General features: G+C 68.5%; 18 protein-coding genes. 6 read left to right on the forward strand and 12 right to left on the reverse strand.

The window, feature by feature from the left end:
- Window positions 1-29: 29 nt before the first annotated feature.
- Complete coding sequence (purU, locus tag QM806_RS15005) at window positions 30-914, reverse strand: formyltetrahydrofolate deformylase (protein WP_005261059.1); 885 nt, start codon at window positions 912-914, stop codon at window positions 30-32.
- A 13-nt stretch (window positions 915-927) separates the two neighbouring features.
- On the reverse strand, window positions 928-1761 hold the full coding sequence (locus QM806_RS15010) for a class I SAM-dependent methyltransferase (RefSeq protein ID WP_005571528.1): 834 nt from the start codon (window positions 1759-1761) through the stop codon (window positions 928-930).
- Window positions 1762-1818: 57 nt separating this feature from the next.
- On the opposite strand from QM806_RS15010, the gene deoC reads away from it, so the two are divergent.
- The gene (gene deoC, locus QM806_RS15015; protein ID WP_054247484.1) at window positions 1819-2484 is read left to right on the forward strand and encodes a deoxyribose-phosphate aldolase; all 666 of its coding nucleotides are present in this window, start codon (window positions 1819-1821) and stop codon (window positions 2482-2484) included.
- 12 nt (window positions 2485-2496) lie between these two features.
- On the opposite strand, the gene QM806_RS15020 is transcribed toward deoC, so the two are convergent.
- Window positions 2497-3264 carry an LmeA family phospholipid-binding protein gene (locus QM806_RS15020; protein WP_007300720.1) on the reverse strand — a complete coding sequence of 256 codons (768 nt, stop codon included), beginning with the start codon at window positions 3262-3264 and terminating at the stop codon, window positions 2497-2499.
- Between the two features lie 113 nt (window positions 3265-3377).
- Between QM806_RS15020 and QM806_RS15025 the strand changes: the two genes are divergently transcribed.
- Complete coding sequence (locus tag QM806_RS15025; protein WP_005261055.1) at window positions 3378-3995, forward strand: type IV toxin-antitoxin system AbiEi family antitoxin domain-containing protein; 618 nt, start codon at window positions 3378-3380, stop codon at window positions 3993-3995.
- An 18-nt stretch (window positions 3996-4013) separates the two neighbouring features.
- Here QM806_RS15025 and QM806_RS15030 read toward each other — a convergent pair whose 3' ends face one another.
- The 4 genes from QM806_RS15030 to QM806_RS15045 form a co-directional block, all read right to left on the reverse strand.
- On the reverse strand, window positions 4014-5561 hold the full coding sequence (locus tag QM806_RS15030; protein WP_120660499.1) for a TROVE domain-containing protein: 1548 nt from the start codon (window positions 5559-5561) through the stop codon (window positions 4014-4016).
- A gap of 338 nt (window positions 5562-5899) precedes the next feature.
- The gene (locus tag QM806_RS15035; protein ID WP_064079819.1) at window positions 5900-6697 is read right to left on the reverse strand and encodes a hypothetical protein; all 798 of its coding nucleotides are present in this window, start codon (window positions 6695-6697) and stop codon (window positions 5900-5902) included.
- A 21-nt stretch (window positions 6698-6718) separates the two neighbouring features.
- Complete coding sequence (locus QM806_RS15040; protein WP_005560412.1) at window positions 6719-7219, reverse strand: DUF2505 domain-containing protein; 501 nt, start codon at window positions 7217-7219, stop codon at window positions 6719-6721.
- 51 nt (window positions 7220-7270) lie between these two features.
- Window positions 7271-7768 carry a DUF2505 domain-containing protein gene (locus tag QM806_RS15045; RefSeq protein ID WP_043786777.1) on the reverse strand — a complete coding sequence of 166 codons (498 nt, stop codon included), beginning with the start codon at window positions 7766-7768 and terminating at the stop codon, window positions 7271-7273.
- A gap of 25 nt (window positions 7769-7793) precedes the next feature.
- Here QM806_RS15045 and QM806_RS15050 point away from each other — a divergent pair, with 25 nt between their 5' ends.
- Both QM806_RS15050 and QM806_RS15055 read left to right on the forward strand, forming a co-directional pair.
- Complete coding sequence (locus tag QM806_RS15050; RefSeq protein WP_081276427.1) at window positions 7794-8885, forward strand: UDP-N-acetylmuramate dehydrogenase; 1092 nt, start codon at window positions 7794-7796, stop codon at window positions 8883-8885.
- Between the two features lie 32 nt (window positions 8886-8917).
- A complete protein-coding gene (locus tag QM806_RS15055) occupies window positions 8918-10102 on the forward strand; it encodes a L,D-transpeptidase (protein WP_043786774.1) in 1185 nt (394 codons plus the stop codon).
- Between the two features lie 290 nt (window positions 10103-10392).
- Here QM806_RS15055 and QM806_RS15060 read toward each other — a convergent pair whose 3' ends face one another.
- The 3 genes from QM806_RS15060 to QM806_RS15070 form a co-directional block, all read right to left on the reverse strand.
- Window positions 10393-11139, reverse strand: coding sequence for an SDR family NAD(P)-dependent oxidoreductase (locus QM806_RS15060; RefSeq protein ID WP_005560405.1), 747 nt, complete (start codon window positions 11137-11139; stop codon window positions 10393-10395).
- Window positions 11140-11148: 9 nt separating this feature from the next.
- Window positions 11149-12096 (reverse strand): TauD/TfdA dioxygenase family protein, encoded by a 948-nt coding sequence (locus QM806_RS15065; protein WP_005560403.1) that lies wholly within the window; start codon window positions 12094-12096, stop codon window positions 11149-11151.
- A 105-nt stretch (window positions 12097-12201) separates the two neighbouring features.
- Window positions 12202-12897: an MFS transporter gene (locus tag QM806_RS15070; protein WP_005560400.1), complete on the reverse strand. Its 696-nt coding sequence runs from the start codon at window positions 12895-12897 to the stop codon at window positions 12202-12204.
- A 642-nt stretch (window positions 12898-13539) separates the two neighbouring features.
- On the opposite strand from QM806_RS15070, the gene QM806_RS15075 reads away from it, so the two are divergent.
- Window positions 13540-14814, forward strand: a complete 1275-nt coding sequence (locus tag QM806_RS15075) for an ROK family transcriptional regulator (protein WP_054247486.1) — start codon at window positions 13540-13542, stop codon at window positions 14812-14814.
- A 92-nt stretch (window positions 14815-14906) separates the two neighbouring features.
- On the opposite strand, the gene QM806_RS15080 is transcribed toward QM806_RS15075, so the two are convergent.
- On the reverse strand, window positions 14907-15494 hold the full coding sequence (locus QM806_RS15080; RefSeq protein WP_005570454.1) for a DUF742 domain-containing protein: 588 nt from the start codon (window positions 15492-15494) through the stop codon (window positions 14907-14909).
- A 120-nt stretch (window positions 15495-15614) separates the two neighbouring features.
- On the opposite strand from QM806_RS15080, the gene QM806_RS15085 reads away from it, so the two are divergent.
- Window positions 15615-16280: a cysteine hydrolase family protein gene (locus QM806_RS15085; RefSeq protein ID WP_005570453.1), complete on the forward strand. Its 666-nt coding sequence runs from the start codon at window positions 15615-15617 to the stop codon at window positions 16278-16280.
- Here QM806_RS15085 and QM806_RS15090 read toward each other — a convergent pair.
- Window positions 16273-17304 carry a tocopherol cyclase family protein gene (locus QM806_RS15090; RefSeq protein ID WP_133985014.1) on the reverse strand — a complete coding sequence of 344 codons (1032 nt, stop codon included), beginning with the start codon at window positions 17302-17304 and terminating at the stop codon, window positions 16273-16275. The two genes, QM806_RS15085 and QM806_RS15090, sit on opposite strands and share 8 nt — an antisense overlap.

Genomic DNA, 17304 nt, shown 5'->3' on the forward strand with positions numbered 1-17304 from the left:
CGATACGTCGGATTCTGTGTTCGCCGGGGCTAGCTGAACACCACCGTCTTACGGCCGTGCACGAGGACGCGGTCCTCGAGATGCCAGCGCAGGCCGCGGGACAGTACGAGCTTCTCGATGTCGCGACCCTGCCGGACCATGTCCGCGACCTCGTCGGCGTGGTCGACGCGGATCACGTCCTGCTCGATGATGGGGCCCGCGTCGAGTTCGGCCGTCACGTAGTGGCAGGTGGCGCCGATCAGCTTCACACCGCGGGCGAATGCCTGGTGGTAGGGGCGGGCGCCGACGAAGGACGGCAGGAAGCTGTGATGGATGTTGATCGCCCGGCCGGCCCAGTGCTCGCACAGTGCCGAGGGCAGCACCTGCATGAAACGCGCGAGCACCACGGCATCGGGGTCGTGGGCGTCGACCAGTTCACGCACCTGCTCGAACGCGGGCCCGCGTTCGGCGGGATCCTTCGGGAACGGCACGTGATGGAAGTCGATGCCGTGCTGTCGCGTGACGTTCTCGAGGTCGCGGTGGTTGCCGATCACCGCGCAGATGTCGGCGGGCAACTCGCCTCCGGCCGCACGGCCCAGCAGGTCGTGGAGGCAGTGCGCCTCCTTGCTCACGAGCAGCACCACCCGCTTGCGCTCACCGGTGTCGGACACGGTCCACTCGGTCTCGGGGCCCAGTTCGGCGGCGACGGCCGCGAAGCGTTCCCGGAGTTCCTCGATGGACATGTCGACGGACGACGCACGCACTGCCTGACGGGTGAAGAACCAGCCGGTGTCGGCGTCGGCGTGGTACGCCGCCTCGACGATCCAGCCGCCGACCTCGGCGAGGAACGTCGAGATCCGGGCGACGATGCCGGTGCGGTCGGGGCAGCCGAGAGAAAGAACGTACCGGTGGTCCTCGGTCGAAGCAGCGCTCATGGGCAACAGTCTTTCAGGTCGCGCTCCGGCCGTTCACCACGGCGGTGCCGACGAGGGTGCCGGCGTCGATGTCGTGTATCGCGCGTTCGGTGAGCAGCTGCAGGAGATCGAGACGAATCTGCTCGACGGTCCCGGCGTCGAACGGGGCGAGCGCGCGGCGGAAGTTCCCACCGAGGACGAGGTCCCAGGAGAACTCGGGGGTGGCGGGAATGATGTTGGACAGCTCCCGGACCTCGGTCGAGTGCGCGCCCAGCTCGCCGAGCCACTGGTGGAGCGCGTCCGGGGTGTCGATGCGTTCGAGGGGATCGAACGGCGACCCGGCTGGTTCGGGCTCGGGTTCCCGGTGCCGGGCGACGGCGTCCTGGAACGCGGCCGCGAAGTCGCGCAACGCGCCCCGCCGCCACACCGTGATCCCGACCTTGCCGCCCGGCCGGACGAGGCCCGCGAGCCGGGTGAACGCGGCGTCCATGTGGGGCAGGAAGAACACGCCGTACGAGCAGGCGAGAGCGTCGTAGCCCGCGTCCGGGACGGTGCTCGGCGGTTCCCAGGTGGTGGCGTCCGCGCAGACGAACTCGACGTTCTGCAGTCCTCGCTCCGACGCCTTCAGGCGCCCCTGCTCGAGGAGTTCGTCGGCCAGATCGACGCCGTGGACGAGGCCCGCCGGACCGACCGCGGTGGCCGCGGGGAGCGCCGAAGAGCCTGCGCCGCAACACACGTCGAGGACGGCGTCGCCGGGACGCAGTCCGAGCTGGAAGACGAGTGACTGCCCGGCAGGCGTCCACACGGCCGTCGTCAGCCGGTCGAACTCCAGCCGCGCCTCGTCGAAGATCGATCCCGGATCACTCATACGGCGATGCTAGGCCGTGCCGCGAGCCCCGGAAGGCATTGTGCGAAGCTCACAGGTATGTCCGACGTTGCACTGACCCGCTCCCAGGTGGCCGACCTCGTCGACCACACGCTCCTCAGGCCCGAGGCCACCACCGACGACGTGAAGGCGCTGATCGACGAGGCGCGCTCGCTCGGCGTGCTCGCCGTCTGCGTGTCGCCGTCGATGCTGCCGATCAAGGCGCCGGGTCTGGTGACCGCCGCGGTGGTCGGGTTTCCCTCGGGCAAGCACCACTCGCTGGTCAAGGGGGCCGAGGCCCGGCTCGCCGTGGACCAGGGTGCGCAGGAGATCGACATGGTGATCGACATCGGTGCCGCCGTGGCCGGCGACTTCAACGCGGTGCTGGCCGACGTCCTCACCGTCCGCGAGGCCGTCGGCGACCGCACGGTCCTGAAGGTGATCCTCGAGACCGCGGCGCTCACCGACGAGGCGATCGTCGAATCGTGCCGGGCCGCCGAGCGGGCCGGCGCGAACTTCGTGAAGACGTCCACCGGATTCCATCCGGCCGGGGGAGCGACCGTGGAGGCGGTGCGGCTGATGGCGCAGACCGTCGGCGGTCGGATCGGCGTGAAGGCGAGCGGCGGGATCCGCACCGCACAGGCCGCCCTCGACATGATCGCGGCCGGTGCGACGCGGCTGGGACTGTCGGGAACCCGTGCCGTCCTGGACGGGCTGCCCGACTGACCCGGTGGTCGGTCAGACCAGGAGGCCGCAGCTGCTCTGCTGTTCTTGCTGCTGTTGCTGGGTGCCGGCGGCAGGCATCGTGTAGGCGCCGCCTTCGAGGGTGATCTCGATGGCGTCGTCGGTGACCTTCAACGACGTCGGCTGCATGCCCAGCGGGTAGGTCTGCAGACTCGACGTGAGGATCTGGACGACCCCGTCGACGAGATCGGTGGGAAGACCGAAACCGAGGACCTCCGCACCCACCGTCTCCACCTTGACGGTCCCGTTCACGACCTCCGGTTTGACGGTCAGATCCGCGAGCCCGGCCGGGCCGACGGAGAACCTCAACGTCCCGGCGTTCGAATCGGCGGTGACGCCGCTGATGAGCGAACCGAACGCCTGCTGCTGCAGCGTCGCGAGGATGCCCGCGGTGGACCAGGTGATGTCCGCGTCGGAACTGCCGATGGTGCCGCTGCTGTCCGCGGTGTTCTCGATCCGGATGTCGTTGACCTGGGCGTGCACCTGCATTCCCTGGGCGGGGCCGAACTTGGTGTCGTCGCTGTCGATGGTGATGTACGGGACGTTCTTGTCGACCGACTGGAGCAGGACCGGCTTCCAGCTCAGGCCCACGTCCACCTGCGAGCCGAGTTGGCTCTCGAACTGGTCTGCCATGCAGGTCTTCACTCTGTTGCGCACGAAGAGTTCGCCGCCGACGAGGACCACCACGAGCGCGGCGATGACGACAAGAGAGATGACGAGCACACGGTTACTTCGGGGTGCGGAGTTCGTTCGGGCTGCCATTACACGGATTCTTCCCGACAACTCTGAACAATTTCTGTGAATGCGCCCGCGGCGGGTCGCCGAGATCCGCAGAAATTGTGATACGTGCCACAATCGCCCAGTAATCTAGGGGAATGTCCGGATGGTTGGCTCCACGTCCCGGTGACCCGGAGCGCGAAGGTGTCGGTGAAGAACTGACACGCGTCGCGACGGCTCAGGCGGGTTTCTTCACCACTGCGCAAGTGCTGCGCCTCGGTTTCGCCTCCGACGAGATCGGCGAGCGCGTTGCCGACGGCTCGTGGGTCAAGATCGAGCGAGATCTGTTCCGCTTGAAGGATTGCCCGCACTCCGATCTCGAGGAATTCGCGAAGTGGTGCACCTGGTTCGGTGCCGCCGCCGCGGTCTCCCACCAGAGTGCCGCCGAACTTCACGGTCTCGGGCATCTGTACCCGCGGTTCATCCACCTCTCGACGGTGCTGTCGCCGCCTTCGCCGACGCAGCAGTTGGCGCTGCACCGGCGTTCGCTCCGCCCGGAGGACTGCGAGCAGGTCGGCCCCCTGCGCATCACCACGCCGCTGTGCACGGCACTCGACCTCGCCGCCAGCGGCATCTCGCAGGAACTGCTCGACGAGGTGGTCGCCGACGGCGTCGCGATCGGGCGACTGAATGCGCGCGCACTGCACGGGGAGTGCGGATCCCTGCCGGCGCAGGTGGCGCAGCGCGTCGAACACGCACTGGCCACCTGCACCTGACCGGTCACCGCCCCGGGATCAGAACGGCCACTCGCCGTTCCGGGTGCCCTCCAGGATCGGGATCATCGAGAATCCCGCGTCCGACAGTCCGCCGAACGTGTGGTGGTTCGCGGATCCCGTCGGTCCGTGTCCGTGTCGGTAGCCCGCCACGTTCCACGTGTACACGGGGACGTCGGCCGGGACGTGCCGGGTCGGATCGCCCCACGTCGCCTGCTCGTCGGTGACGATGACGACGCGATCGTGGTCGCGGTAGTGCTTCCGCACCGCCGACGCGGTGTCCGTGCCGCCCAGGTCGCCGAAACTGTCGACGACCCGCAGCACCGGCTGGTGCTTGAACGGCACGTACCGGCTGTCCGTGCCGAACTCGACCAGGTTGGCCCGTTCGGCACGCGCCGCCAGAACGGTGCCGAACACCGCGGCCGCGTCCGCCCGCGTCAGTTCCGACCGCGCCGAGACGCGGCTGTAGAACATCGATCCGGACCGGTCGACGAGCACCAGGGTGCGGCCGGGCAGCGACGGGACCGCGGACAGCGATGCCCCGAGCGCACGTTCGAGCGCATGCCCCCACCGCAGGCTCGGCGCGTTCCGGTAGGCCGCGAGGAACCGCATCGGCAGCTGCCGCGACTTCGCGACCTCGCCCGGATCGGCGATCCGGGCCGCCACCTGTTCGGCGACGTGGTCGGGAAGCCCGGCCTCGTCGAAGTTCCTCAGGTTGCGCAGAAGCGCCATGTACCCCATGGACGGGATCACCGCCTGCCATGCTGCGGCGTCCATCGGCCCCTGCAGCCAGCCGGCGAGCGACTCCCAGGTCATGCCGGCCGCCGACAGCCGCTCCGGGGTCCGGAGGACGGCACGCCGATCCTCCGGCGAGAGAGCCGCCAGCGCCGCTCGTTCCGTGAGCATCCGCAGGCCGGTGGGGATCGTGTTCTCGCGTCCCTGCCGCCGATCGATCGCGTGCCGGAACAGCTCGCCCTGCCATGTCGCCGACGGCGACGCATGGGTGAGCTCGAGGACGTCGCCGAAGCGGACGTCCCTGGCATCGGAATCCCACTTCAGCAGTGAGCGTTCCGAGTACAGGCGGACGGCGGCATCGGCGACCCCGCGCTTGACCGGCTTCGGGATCGAACGACCGTGGCGCGCAATCCAGTAGGCGAGGATCTCACCCGGCTCGTCGGCCCGCTCCAGCGCCGACGAGATGACGGCGCGGTTGCCGCCGTGCAGACCGGCGCCCAGCCGGGCCCGGACGAACTCGGCCGCGGCCACCCCGGACGCCGAACGCAGATGCGCGTCGCGGCGCAGCCACCCGATCAGGCGGGCGGTCCACTCCGGGTCCGACAGCGTGACCTCGTGGATGAGTTCGACGAACCGGTTGTCGCGGTCCGGAGCCGACTCGTAGAACGTGTGCTCACCCACCATGTTGGTGACCGCGAGGAGAAACAGCTCGCTCTTCGCGCCGCGGGCGTAGCCGCTGCCGCCCTCGAACGTGCGGCCGGTCGGTTGCGTTTCCGACGTGATGGGGCTCTGTACCTTGGTGCGGCGCAGCGTCTTCAGGTTGAACTTGCTCATGGGTTGTTCCTCCTTCCGGGAGGTGTCGGTGCTCGTGGGGTGCGCGCCACCCGAGGTCGAAGCGACGACGGGGTGCGGAGTCGAACCGCGTGCTTGCGCACTTCACCTGAGAAGTATCCGTCGTCTGCGCACCGGGTGGCGCGCACGCATGTCGTGCCGAGTTCGGAGTCGGCGGAGGCACGGACGCGCTCTACCGCTGAGCTACAGGGACCTGCGTCCCTGACCGGATTCGAACCGGCGACCACGCGATCCACAGTCGAAGTAGCCCTCGCCTGCGCACCGGCACAACGTGTTTCGTGAAGTGACTCTACGGGGCGCTTCGGGGGATGTCGCGTGAATTAATTCGTGCCGGAACCGGGCGCGACCACTTCCCACGGAACTGTGAGGATGTTGTCGCGGAGCCGGCGGCGCTGGGGTTGCACGGGAAGTCCCTGCGCGCGCAGCAGTTCGAGGGCGGCCCGCCACCGCACCCGCGGTCCGAACGAGCCGTGAGGCGCCGCAGTGGCCCACGCGCGGTCCGCTGCCGCGAGGAGGGCGTGGACCGGCTCACCCGGTACGTTGCGATGGATCAGCGCCTTGGGTAGCCGTTCGGCGATGTCCGACGGCTTCTCCACGGCGAACGGATCCCACGCCAGCGTCAGCGACAGCGGGCGGTGGGCGTCGAGCAGCACCCACGCGCAGCGGCGGCCCAGCTCGTCACATGTGCCGTCGACGATCAGCCCGCCCGGTGCGAGCCCGGACTGCATCCGCGACCAGGCCGGCCCGACGGCGTCCTCGGGATACTGCCGCAGCACGTTGAACGCGCGGACCAGGACGGGTCGCAGCCCGGAGAGCTCGAACCCGCCGCGGGCGAAACTCACTCCGTTCCTGCTCTCGACCACACGCTCGGGATCGATCTCGAGCCCCACCACCCGGCGGTCGCCGCGCACGGCGGTCAGCCGGTCGGCGAGCTCGAACGTGGTGTGCGGCCGGGCGCCGTACCCGAGGTCGACGACGAGCGGGTCGACGGACGCGTGCAGCGTCCGGCGCACCAGCGCGTCGTGGACGAGCCAGCGGTCGCTGCGTCGCAGCCGATTGATGCCTGTCGTACCCCGGGTGATGACACCGTGAGGCCGCTTCAGCGTCGCTGAAGTCATGGGAAATCCGTGCGGTGGTTGCTAGTGCTGCGACAACCACGTTTCGGTGATCTCCGCCTCGGCGCGGAAGAGGTCGATCAGGTTGACGAGCATCAGCTGCTCGAGCTTTCCGCCGATGAACGGCAGGTACACCTTGGCCTCGGACGAAGTGCGGAACGTGCAGCCGGTCTCGGTGGCGAACAGCTTCATGGTGCCCGTGAGGCTGCCCGGGCCCGCGGGGATCGAGGCTTCGTACGTGCCCGTGGTCGGCTCACCGAAGGGCGTGTACGACTCCTTGCGCGTGATGACCATGTCCTTCTTCATCACGGTCTGCGCGATCTCGGGGAGTTCCGACCGCGGCAGGATGTGGTGCAGGACGATGTCGATCCCGTCGTCGTTCACGTCGAAGTGCTCGATGTGGTTCTCGGAGTACTTCCGCATCTCCTCGATGCGCGCATCCCAGTAGTCACGGTTGGTGAACGCGTTGTACACCTCTTTCGGGGTGTGCTTGTAACGGGCTGAGTAGTCGATGCGGCGAGCCATGATCGCCAAGGTTACCGGCTGTGACGGAACACAAGGGACACCCGCCCCAGGTCAGGCCCCGAGCCACTGCTGCGTGAAGCCCTGCTCCTTCTCGATCAGGCGCAGGACCTCGTCCGCGATCGCGCTTTCGATCTTGCCGCCGATCAGCGGGATCCTCACGTCGGCCTTGCCTTCGACCTGCACCTTCGACCCGGAACCGGCAGCCGTCAGGGTCTGGGTCCCCGAGATCACCGCCGGCGCGCCCTGGACTTCGGCCGTGAACGTGCCCTCGGCGTGATCGCCGTCGAGCGTGCCCCACGTCTCCGTGCGCTTGATCACGAGATCGCCCGACCGGACCTTCGAGACGATGCTGGGCAGGTGCTCGGCGGGGATCGACTGCGACATGGCCACCGAGATGGTGCCCGGGCCGGTCGTGACCTCGTCCAGGGTTGCCCCCGGTCCTCCGACCCGGTCGAGACGGTCGCGCCAGTACTGCTCGGTGATCAGGCCCGCATGGACCTGGGCGACGGGAAACGTATAGGACGACGAATGCTCGATGCGGCGACTCACGATCCGCAGGCTACCGTTTGCGGTTGTGTGGGACGTGAGCATTGTCAGTCAACTCGTCGATTCGGGCGCATTCGTGTCCGAGAACCTCGAACTGTCGGGGATGACCACGCTGCGCGTGGGCGGGCCGGCGCGGATCGTGGCGGAGTGCCCGACCACGCAGGTCCTCGTCGACGTGGTGCGTCTCCTCGACGCCGCGCACATCCCGACTCTGATCCTCGCCGGCGGCTCCAATCTGGTGGTCGGCGACGACGGATTCGACGGTGTGGTCGTGCGTGTGTGCAACACCACCGTCGGTCTGGAGGAGGGATTCGTCACTGCCGAGGCGGGCGCCGAGTGGGATCAGGTGGTCGCGCAGACCGTCGCCGCCGAGCTGGGCGGGCTCGAATGCCTGTCGGGGATTCCCGGATCGACCGGGGCCACCCCGGTGCAGAACGTGGGCGCGTACGGCGTCGAGGTGGGGTCGATGCTGCGGCGGGTTCACCTCCTCGATCGACGCACCGGTGAGGCGCGCTGGGTCGAACCCGACGCCCTCGGCCTCGGTTACCGCACGAGCGTCCTCAAACACTCCGATGCCGCCCTGGTGCTGGCCGTGGAACTGACCGTGCATCCCGACGGGCTCGGCGAGCCGCTGCGCTACCGCGAACTGGTCTCCGCGCTGAACGCTGCCGAGGGCGACCGGTTGCCGTCGGCGCAGGTCCGCGACGCCGTGCTGGACCTGCGGCGGGGCAAGGGCATGGTGCTCGATCCCGAGGATTACGACACCTGGAGCGCGGGCTCCTTCTTCACCAACCCCGTCGTTGCGGACGGCGAGTTGGCGGGCGTCCTCGCCGCGATCGAGACCCGCCTCGGCGACGTCCTTGTTCCCCAGTACCCGGCCGACGGCGGAACCAAGTTGTCTGCGGGGTGGCTGATCGAGCGGGCCGGCTTCTCGAAGGGGTATCCCGGCGAGACCGCCGTCGCGCGGCTGTCAACCAAGCACACTCTCGCGTTGACCAATCGAGGTGCCGCGAAGAGCGAGGACCTGCTGGCATTGGCTCGCGACGTCCGGGACGGCGTCCAGGCGGCGTTCGGTGTCCGGCTCGAACCCGAACCCGTGACGGTGGGCTGCGCGATCTGAGACAGGTCCGTAGCGCAGGTAACCTGTTAGCTGTGCATGAACTGGGTTCTCGGACAAGTCGGTCGCGCGTCGCGTTGATCGCGACGGCGCTGATCGCGTTTCTCGTTTTGCTGACCGGATGCACGGTCGGCTCCGAGTCGGGAACCGCCACCGCGCCCCCCGAACCGGCGGTCGAGGTCACCCAGAATCCGGCGTCGGGCACCGAGGACGTCAATCCGGTGGCGCCGATCTCCGCGACCGCGTCGCAGGGCACGTTCACCGACATCTCCCTCGTCAACGCCGAGGGGCGTGCCGTGCAGGGTGTGCTGTCACCCGACCGGACCACGTTCACCGTCGGGGAGGCACTGGGTTACGGCGCCACGTACACGTGGACGGGCACGGCGCTCGGCACGGACGGCAAGTCCGTTGCCGTCGACGGCAGCTTCACCACGGTCGAGCCCGACGAGACCATCGGCGCCACACTCAACATCGGCGACGGTCAGGAAGTCGGCATCGCCGCCCCGATCATCGTCCAGTTCCACGAGTCCGTCGAGGACAAGGCGGCGGTCGAGAAGGCGATGACCGTCACGACCAACCCGCCGACACCGGGCTCGTGGGCGTGGCTGCCCGACGACAACGGGTCGCGCGCACATTGGCGTCCGCAGAACTACTGGGCGCCCGGCACCACCGTGAGCCTCGACGCCCGGCTGTACGGACTGGACTTCGGCGACGGCGCGTACGGCGCGGAGGATTTGTCGCTGAACTTCACCGTCGGGCGTAGCCAGATCGTGATCGCGAACGCGCCGAGCCACCGCATGCAGGTGGTGCGCGGCGGCGAGACCATCATGGACATCCCCGTCAGCTACGGCGAAGGCAACGAGGCCCGCAACGTCACCCGTAGCGGTATCCACATGGTGACCGAGAAGCACGAGGACTTCCTCATGTCCAACCCGCCGTTCTACGAGAACGTGCGCGAGCGCTGGGCGGTCCGTATCTCCAACAACGGTGAGTTCATCCACGCGAACCCCGAGACCATCGGCGTCCAGGGTTCGTCGAACGTCACCAACGGCTGCATCAACCTGTCCCTCGGGGACGCGCAGCAGTACTTCGGCACCGCGATGTACGGCGATCCCGTCGAGGTGACCGGGACGTCCATCGACCTCTCGGCCGCCGACGGCGACATCTACGACTGGGCCGTCAGCTGGCCCGAATGGCAGTCCATGTCGGCGCTCGCATAGGCGAGCGAACTTTCTTCACACCCGGTGGAACCGAAACCGGGCCGCCTGCGTCTACCTGAATGAGGACGCGTCAACGGCGCCGTGTTCTCGGGTCACACAACTGTGGGGAGTCGTCCGCTGTCGAGGGGTCGACGGACGACCCCGACAGTCCGTTTCGGTCGAAAGTCGTTGATCGGCAGGGGGCTGTGGGATGGGATGGATGTTGCTGGGGGTCGTGACGATCGTGGCGGGACTGTGGACCGTGGTCCTGGTGCTCGAACACCAGGACCGGCGGACCGCCGCGAACGCGCCTACGTCGTGCGGTGAAAACGCCCGGACGAAGCCTGATCTCGTGGCTTGACGACGATCTGGTCGATGTTCACGTGGGAGGGCCTCGAGGCGACGAACCCGACGACGTCCGCGACGTCCGCGGCGACGAGCGGGGTGATGCCCGCGTAGACCTTGTCGGCGCGCTCCTGGTCGCCTTCGAAACGCACCAGGGAGAACTCGGTTTCCACTGCGCCCGGTGCGATCTCGGTGAGACGGACCGGCTTGCCGAGCAGTTCTCCGCGCAGCGTGCGGTGCAGGACGCCCTCCGCGTGCTTGGCGGTCGTGTATCCGGAACCGTTGTCGTACGCCTCGAGCGCGGCCAGCGATGTGATGGTGACGATCAGACCGTCACCCGACTCGACCAACTTCGGCAACAGCGCCTTGGTGATCCGAAGGGTGCCCAGGACATTGGTCTCCCACATCCACCGCCAGTCGTCGAGATCGGCGTCGGCGACGGTGGCCAGTCCCTTGGCGCCGCCCGCATTGTTCACGAGCACGTCGACCCTCGGCAGTACCGCGCTGAACGCGTCCACGGAATCCTGGTCCGTGACGTCGAGTTCGAGCGCGGTACCGCCGATGTCTTCGGCGATCTTCTCCAGACGATCCAGTCGCCGGGCCCCGATGACCACATGAAATCCCTGCGAGGCCAGGGTGCGGGCGGTGGCTTCTCCGATTCCGGAGCTCGCCCCGGTGACGACGGCGATGCGGGTGTCAGGTGAAAAGGTCATGCCGACATGTTAGGGCTCGTCGATGACGGAGTAGCCACTCGCGTCGCCGGCGACGCTGCGGCTGCGCTCGCCCCGGATGTCGACGGGGACGTCACCGGCCAGGGTGATGCGGTTGAGGCGCCGGTACTGATCGTCGTAGTCGGCAACGGCGTAGTGCTGAGTGGCACGGTTGTCCCAGATCGCGACATCGCCCGACTGCCAGTTCCACCGGGTCGTGAACTCGAGCGAGATCGCGTGATCCTGCAGAACCCGGAAGAGTGCCTGCGACTGGGTGCTGCTCAGGCCGACCAGGCTCTTGACGAAGCGACCGAGCAGCAGTGTGCGCTCGCCGGTCTCGGGGTGCACCCGCACCACGGGGTGCTCCGTCTCGAAGTAGGTGGACTGGAACTCGGCGCGGTACTCCTTCGCCTTGTCGTCCTGCGCGCGTTCCGCGCTGGTCGCCGCGTAGTCGTAGACGTTGGTGTGCGTCGCCCACAGGTTGTCGGCGAGGACCTTCAGCGGCTCGGGCAGCGCGTTGTACGCGGCGACACCCGACGCCCAGGTGGTGGATCCGCCGTACGTGGGGAGTTGTACGGCGCGCAGGATCGACGCCTTCGGGATGCGATCGACGAACGTGACGTCGGTGTGCCAGCTGTTGGCCTTGCCGTAGTCGGAGTCGATGGGCAGCACTTTGGTGCCGCGCGACGTGACGGTCGGATGCGCCGTGGTGGGGGAGCCGAGAAGCTCCGCGAATTCGTACTGCGAGTCGTCGGTCAGATGTTCCTGGCCGCGGAAGAAGATCACCTTGTGCTCGAGCAGGGCCTGGCGGATGAGCGACACGGTGGCGGGGTCGAGGTTGCCGCCGAGCCGGACGCCGTCGATCCGGGCGCCGATGTGGGCACCGAGCTTGACGACGCTCGCCGCGTTCTGGGAACCCTCGGCGTCTGTCACGTGCTCGGGCGCGAAATCGATGGACATGGTGAGCCTTTCGGATACCGGAGACGGTGTGGAGTCCCGTAACCGAACCACCGGTGGGTGTGTCGCAGGAAGGATTTGCGTCACCCTGATCGCAAGGGGCGGGCGCTACGCGGCGGCGCGAACCTTCCGCGTGATCGCGACGACGCAGAGCAGGCTGAGCAGCGTGACCGCAGTGAGGTACAGGGAGATCGGTGCCGACGAACCCCAGTTCGCGTACAGCGCGGCGGCCACTGTCGGGGCGAGCCCGCCGCCGAGAACCGATCCGATCTGATAGCCGAGCGACGCACCGCTGTACCGGACCTCGGCACTGAACAGTTCGGTGAACAGAGCCGCGATCACCGGGGGGTTCCGGAGGTCGATCAGCGGGAACAGCGCGGCCGCCCAGACGGTCAGCCCCACCGAGCCCGTGACGAGGAGCACGAGCGTCTTGCTCATGCCCAGGACCTTCGTCGAATAGGACAGCAGGTACGCCATGAAGATGTAACCGACCGTGTTGATGCCGATGAACGCACCCGCGGCCAGCAGCACTTCGCGCAGGTTCTCCCGCAGGACGGTGACGATCGGCAATCGTTGATCGCGGTGCGTGCTCTCGACCTTCTCGAAGTCGGGGCTCTCGGAGATGGTGAACCGGATGACGAGACCCATCGGCACCATCACCGCACTGGCCAGGAACGGGACCCGCCAGCCCCAGGACAGGAACGCTTCTTCGCTGACGGAGAACGTCGCGAACGCGGCCAGCGTCCCCGCGATCGAGGAGAAGGACGGGAAGAACAACGGGCCGAACACGATTGCCGCGGCCATGCCGTAGATGACGTAGTCGTACCACTCGATGGCGGTCCCGATGAGACTGGCGCCCGGCCACCTTCAGCGGCCGGACGGTCGCCCGGGGTGTCACGGAGTTCTGGGTGGAGGTCACGTCGATTTCCTTCGAGGGTGCGAATGGAGGTTCGGTCACGATGGCGATCTCGGCCGTCTGATCAGCGACATCTCGGAGGTGCTCACATCGATACATCTCGCTCCTAAAACTGTACGTTCGGTTGGTATTTCGGCGTAGTGCGTCGTGAAACACTCTTGCCGTCAAGAGTGGCGATGCCCTCCGATGTGCGCCGGCAGGCGCCACTCGCAGTGGCGGGAACTGGGGTAAGTGGCGCGGCGCGGAGGCACCCGCCGACGCGCCCTCCGATTGGTGAAACCGACCGAAGCTGCTACTTTCGTGTCATGTCTTCAGGCCAGTCGACCGCTCCGCGGGTCACCTATGTGACTTCCGCGCTGGGCTCGCGGCTGCCCTTGGCGCGGGAACTGTGTTGTCGCTGTCTCAGCATCTGCAGCTAATTCGCGCAGTCTTCTCCTGATCGATCGTCCTCGGTCGTCCCACTCTCGGCCCGGGACGGATGCAGCGTTCGGACGAAGGTGCGCACCGCCTCCGCATGCAAGGACTGCCACGTGTCTACCCCCACTCTTTCCAGCCCCACCCGGACCGGCTCCGCATCTCGATTCCAGCGGCCCGTGTCCCGTCCCCGTCTCCACATCGTTCCCCCCGAGCTGCGGATCAGCGACGGCCCGGCCGCCGGTGTTCTGCGGGTGGCCCGGTCTCGCGGCCCGTTGTCGCGGGACGTCGCCGCGAAGGCAACCGGCCTGAGCATCGCCACCGTCAACCGTCAGGTGTCGGCGCTCCTCGACCTCGGGCTGCTGCGCGAGCGCGGCGACCTCACGCCGTCCGGCGCGATCGGTCGTCCGCGGGTTCCGTTCGAGGTCAACCACGAGCCCTACCTGACGGTGGGCATTCACATCGGCGCGGTCGTGACCAGCATCATCGCCAGTGATCTGCGCGGGAAGGTCCTCGGCGCGGTCGAGGTGCCCACCCCGCAGGGCGCGTCCGCCGACGCACTCGCCGGCATTGCACGCAGCGCGCGGGCCTTCGCTTCCCGCTGGCACCGGCGTCGCCCGCTGTGGGCGGGTGTCGCACTCGGCGGTCGGGTCGATCCGCAGACCGGTGTCGTCGACCACCCCCGGCTGGGATGGAAGTCCGCTCAGGTCGGCGCCATCATCGCGACTGGACTCGGGTTGCCCGTCTCCGTCGCGGCGCACGTCGAGGCGATGGCCGCGTCCGAGCTGCTGCTGAGCCCGGACAGCGAAGACGGTGTCGCGCAAGGCGAAACGGGCCTGTACTTCTACGCCCGTGAGACGGCCGGCATCGCGATCACCATCGACGGCCGCGTTCACACGCCGTCGAGCGGTCCCGGTTCGATCGCGCACCTGCCGACGGGCTCGTCGGCGCAGTGCTCGTGCGGTTCACGCGGGTGCCTCGAGGCGACGATCAGTGATCGCGCGGTCATTTCCGCCGCCCTCGATGCGGGCATCCTCCCGGCGTCGAACCAGCGGCCGACGATGAGTGCCCTCTACAAGGCCGCGTCCTCGGGTTCCGTTCCCGCGCACGCGCTTCTGGTGGTACGTGCTCAGGTGCTCGGGAAGACGGTCGCCATGCTGCGGGACCTGTTCAACCCGGATCGGGTGATCCTCGGAGGCCAGGCGTTCACCGAGTACCCGGCCGGGATCCCGCACGTCGCGGAGGCCTTCGCGCAGGCATCGTCGCTGGAGCGCAGGGACATTCGCATCTCCGGATTCGGCAACCGGGTGCAGGAGTACGCCTCGACGGTGGTGTCGCTGAGCACCATCTACTCCGATCCGGTCGGAGCGATGCGCCGGACGTCGATCTAGCGTCACAGCGATTCGTCAGCCGCACAGGCAATTGCCTGTGCGGCTGACGAATTCGTATGCTTCTTCCCCGGGTGCTTGCTCCCCGGTGCGTCTCAGAGTTTGCGCAGCCCGTCGAGGACGCGCTCCATCAGTTTCCGGTCCGGCCCGGTGGACCCGGCGGTCTCGTTCACGGTGACCGCCCCGGCTGCCGCGAGGTCGCCGAGGAGTACGCGCGCGACGCCGAGCGGGATCGACGCGAGCGACGCGATCTCGGCCACCGACCGCGGTTCGGAGCACAGCGCGAAGACGCGGCGCAGTTCGTCCGGTGCAAGCATCCCGTCCACGACGGTGTCGCCGTCCGGGCGGGCGACGATGAGCGCCTCCAGTGGCAGATCGACCCCGGACTCGGTCCGCCCGCCCGTGAGGATGAACGGCCGGACGATGGAGACGGTGTCCTCGGGCGCCACCCACTCGGTGGGCTCGGCGGCAGGACTGTCGACGGACTCGGGAGTCTGATCGGCGTGTTCGGAAACGGGTTCCACCTGCTCGGGAGCGGCCTCGGCGCGGCCGGGCTCCACCCACTCGGCCGGCTGCGGCGGGCTCGGGTCCTGCTCTTTCCTGGCGCTGCGGCGCCGGCCGGCTGATCCGAAGCGCGCCCCTGTCGCGCCGATCGACGGCCAGTTCTCGTCGCTCACAGTCATCGGTTGGGACCCTTCTCGCACTACCCCACCCACTCCATGGTCCCAAACTCGCGTTTCGGGTGAATGCACCGGTCCCTGTGATTCCGGCTACAGGGTGCGCGCGAGCGTTAGATTTGCTGCGTGACCCACTGGCGGCAGAACTCGGATCCGTTCCTCGCTCCCGATCTCGGCCGGTCCGCGCTGCTCGTCGTCGACACACAGGTGGACTTCGTCGACGGCGGGACCGCCCCGATTCCCGGCACCTCCGCGGTGCTGCCCGCGATCGCGCGTCTCGTGGACGCCTACCGGGAGGCCTCGGCGCCGATCGTGCACGTCGTCCGGTTGTACGAGGGCGACGACGTCGACCTGTGCCGGCGCCGCGTGATCGCGGCCGGACTCGACATCGTCAGACCGGGCACCGCCGGCTCCCAGGTGGCGCCGGAGCTGGGGGTGCCACCGCTCGACCCCGAGTCGCTCCTCGGCGGCGGCCTCCAGTCCGTCTCGCCCACCGAGCACATCCTGTTCAAACCCCGGTGGAGTTCGTTCTACCGCACCGAACTCGACGGCCGCCTGCGCCAGTGGAGGGTTGACACCGTGGTGATCGCGGGATGCAACTATCCCAACTGCCCGCGCGCCACGATCTTCGACGCCAGCGAACGCGATTACAAGGTGCTCGTCGCCGCCGATGCGATCTCGGGCGTCGATGCGCGCCACCTGGAGGAGGCCGGGCGAATAGGGGTTCTCCACGCGGAGACCGACGAGATCGTCGAGGCGTTGCAGCCACCCGAGCTCGAGGTGATCAGCTGAGCGGCGGCGCCGAGGTCGCGTCCGGTGGCGCACCCCGCCTGCGCAGCTCCGCGCGCGCCCGCTCGATGCCGCCGTGCTCCAACGCGGCGAGTGGTGACTCGTCGGCCCAGACGAGCTCACCGCGACGGCGGACCGTGACACTCATCGAGCCCGCGAGGTGCTCGAGGGCGCCGGGGATGTTGCGACGCTCGGTGGGGAGCGGAACCGGCAGCACGTGCGCCGCGCTCAGCGGGGAGCCGCCCTCGATCTCGACGCTCCACGTGCGACCGCGGCCCCGCAGCGACCACCGATCGTCCGTGACATGCGCCCGGACGGGGGAGGTGACCGGGTTGCCGAGGCGGAACACCGTGCCGTCGGGCAGCGCGACGACGACGGCCGTGACCTCGGTGCGCAGCCCGCCCGCGGTGATTTCGCCGCCGGCGAACGCGACGCACGCCTGCCGGTCGGCGAAACCCTGAGCCTGGCCCCACCACCAGGAGTGGGGGAATCCGCCCTTGCCCCAATTCTTTTCGCCGTAGACCTGGGCGCCGTCGAGGTCTATCTCGGTGCCGCCCAGCACGGCCGTTCCCTCGGCGCGTCCGCCGAGCAGCCACGGGTGCCAGTACTGGTTCAGCGCGGGCACGGTCTGGAACACACTCGATCCGCCGAGCCTGCGCCGCGGCCACGGGACCTGGGCGCAGACCCGGACGTCGAGGCGGGCGTCCGGCCCGAGGTCCACCCGCACACGGTCGACGGACCCGCGGAAAGCGTCGCCCGCGAACGCGCCGAGTCCGGCAGGGTTGGCGTAGCCCTCCGGATGCGCGGCGGTCCGCAGGAACCGGGTGGGGTGACCGGCGAGACCGAGCGTCGCCCAGTGCCCGTCCGCGGCCCGGTTGATTCCCGCCAGCGCGATGACGACCTGTCCCGTCGCGGGCTGGGTGAACCGCCAGAAATAGCCTTCCATCGCGACGTCGTGTGCGGCGAGCACGTTGCCGAACGGCAGATCCGCTCCCGTGGCGCGGTATGCCCGCAGCAGACGCGGCAT

Source organism: Rhodococcus sp. IEGM 1351, from assembly GCF_030056875.1.
In the GTDB taxonomy this organism is placed as follows: domain Bacteria; phylum Actinomycetota; class Actinomycetes; order Mycobacteriales; family Mycobacteriaceae; genus Rhodococcus_F; species Rhodococcus_F opacus.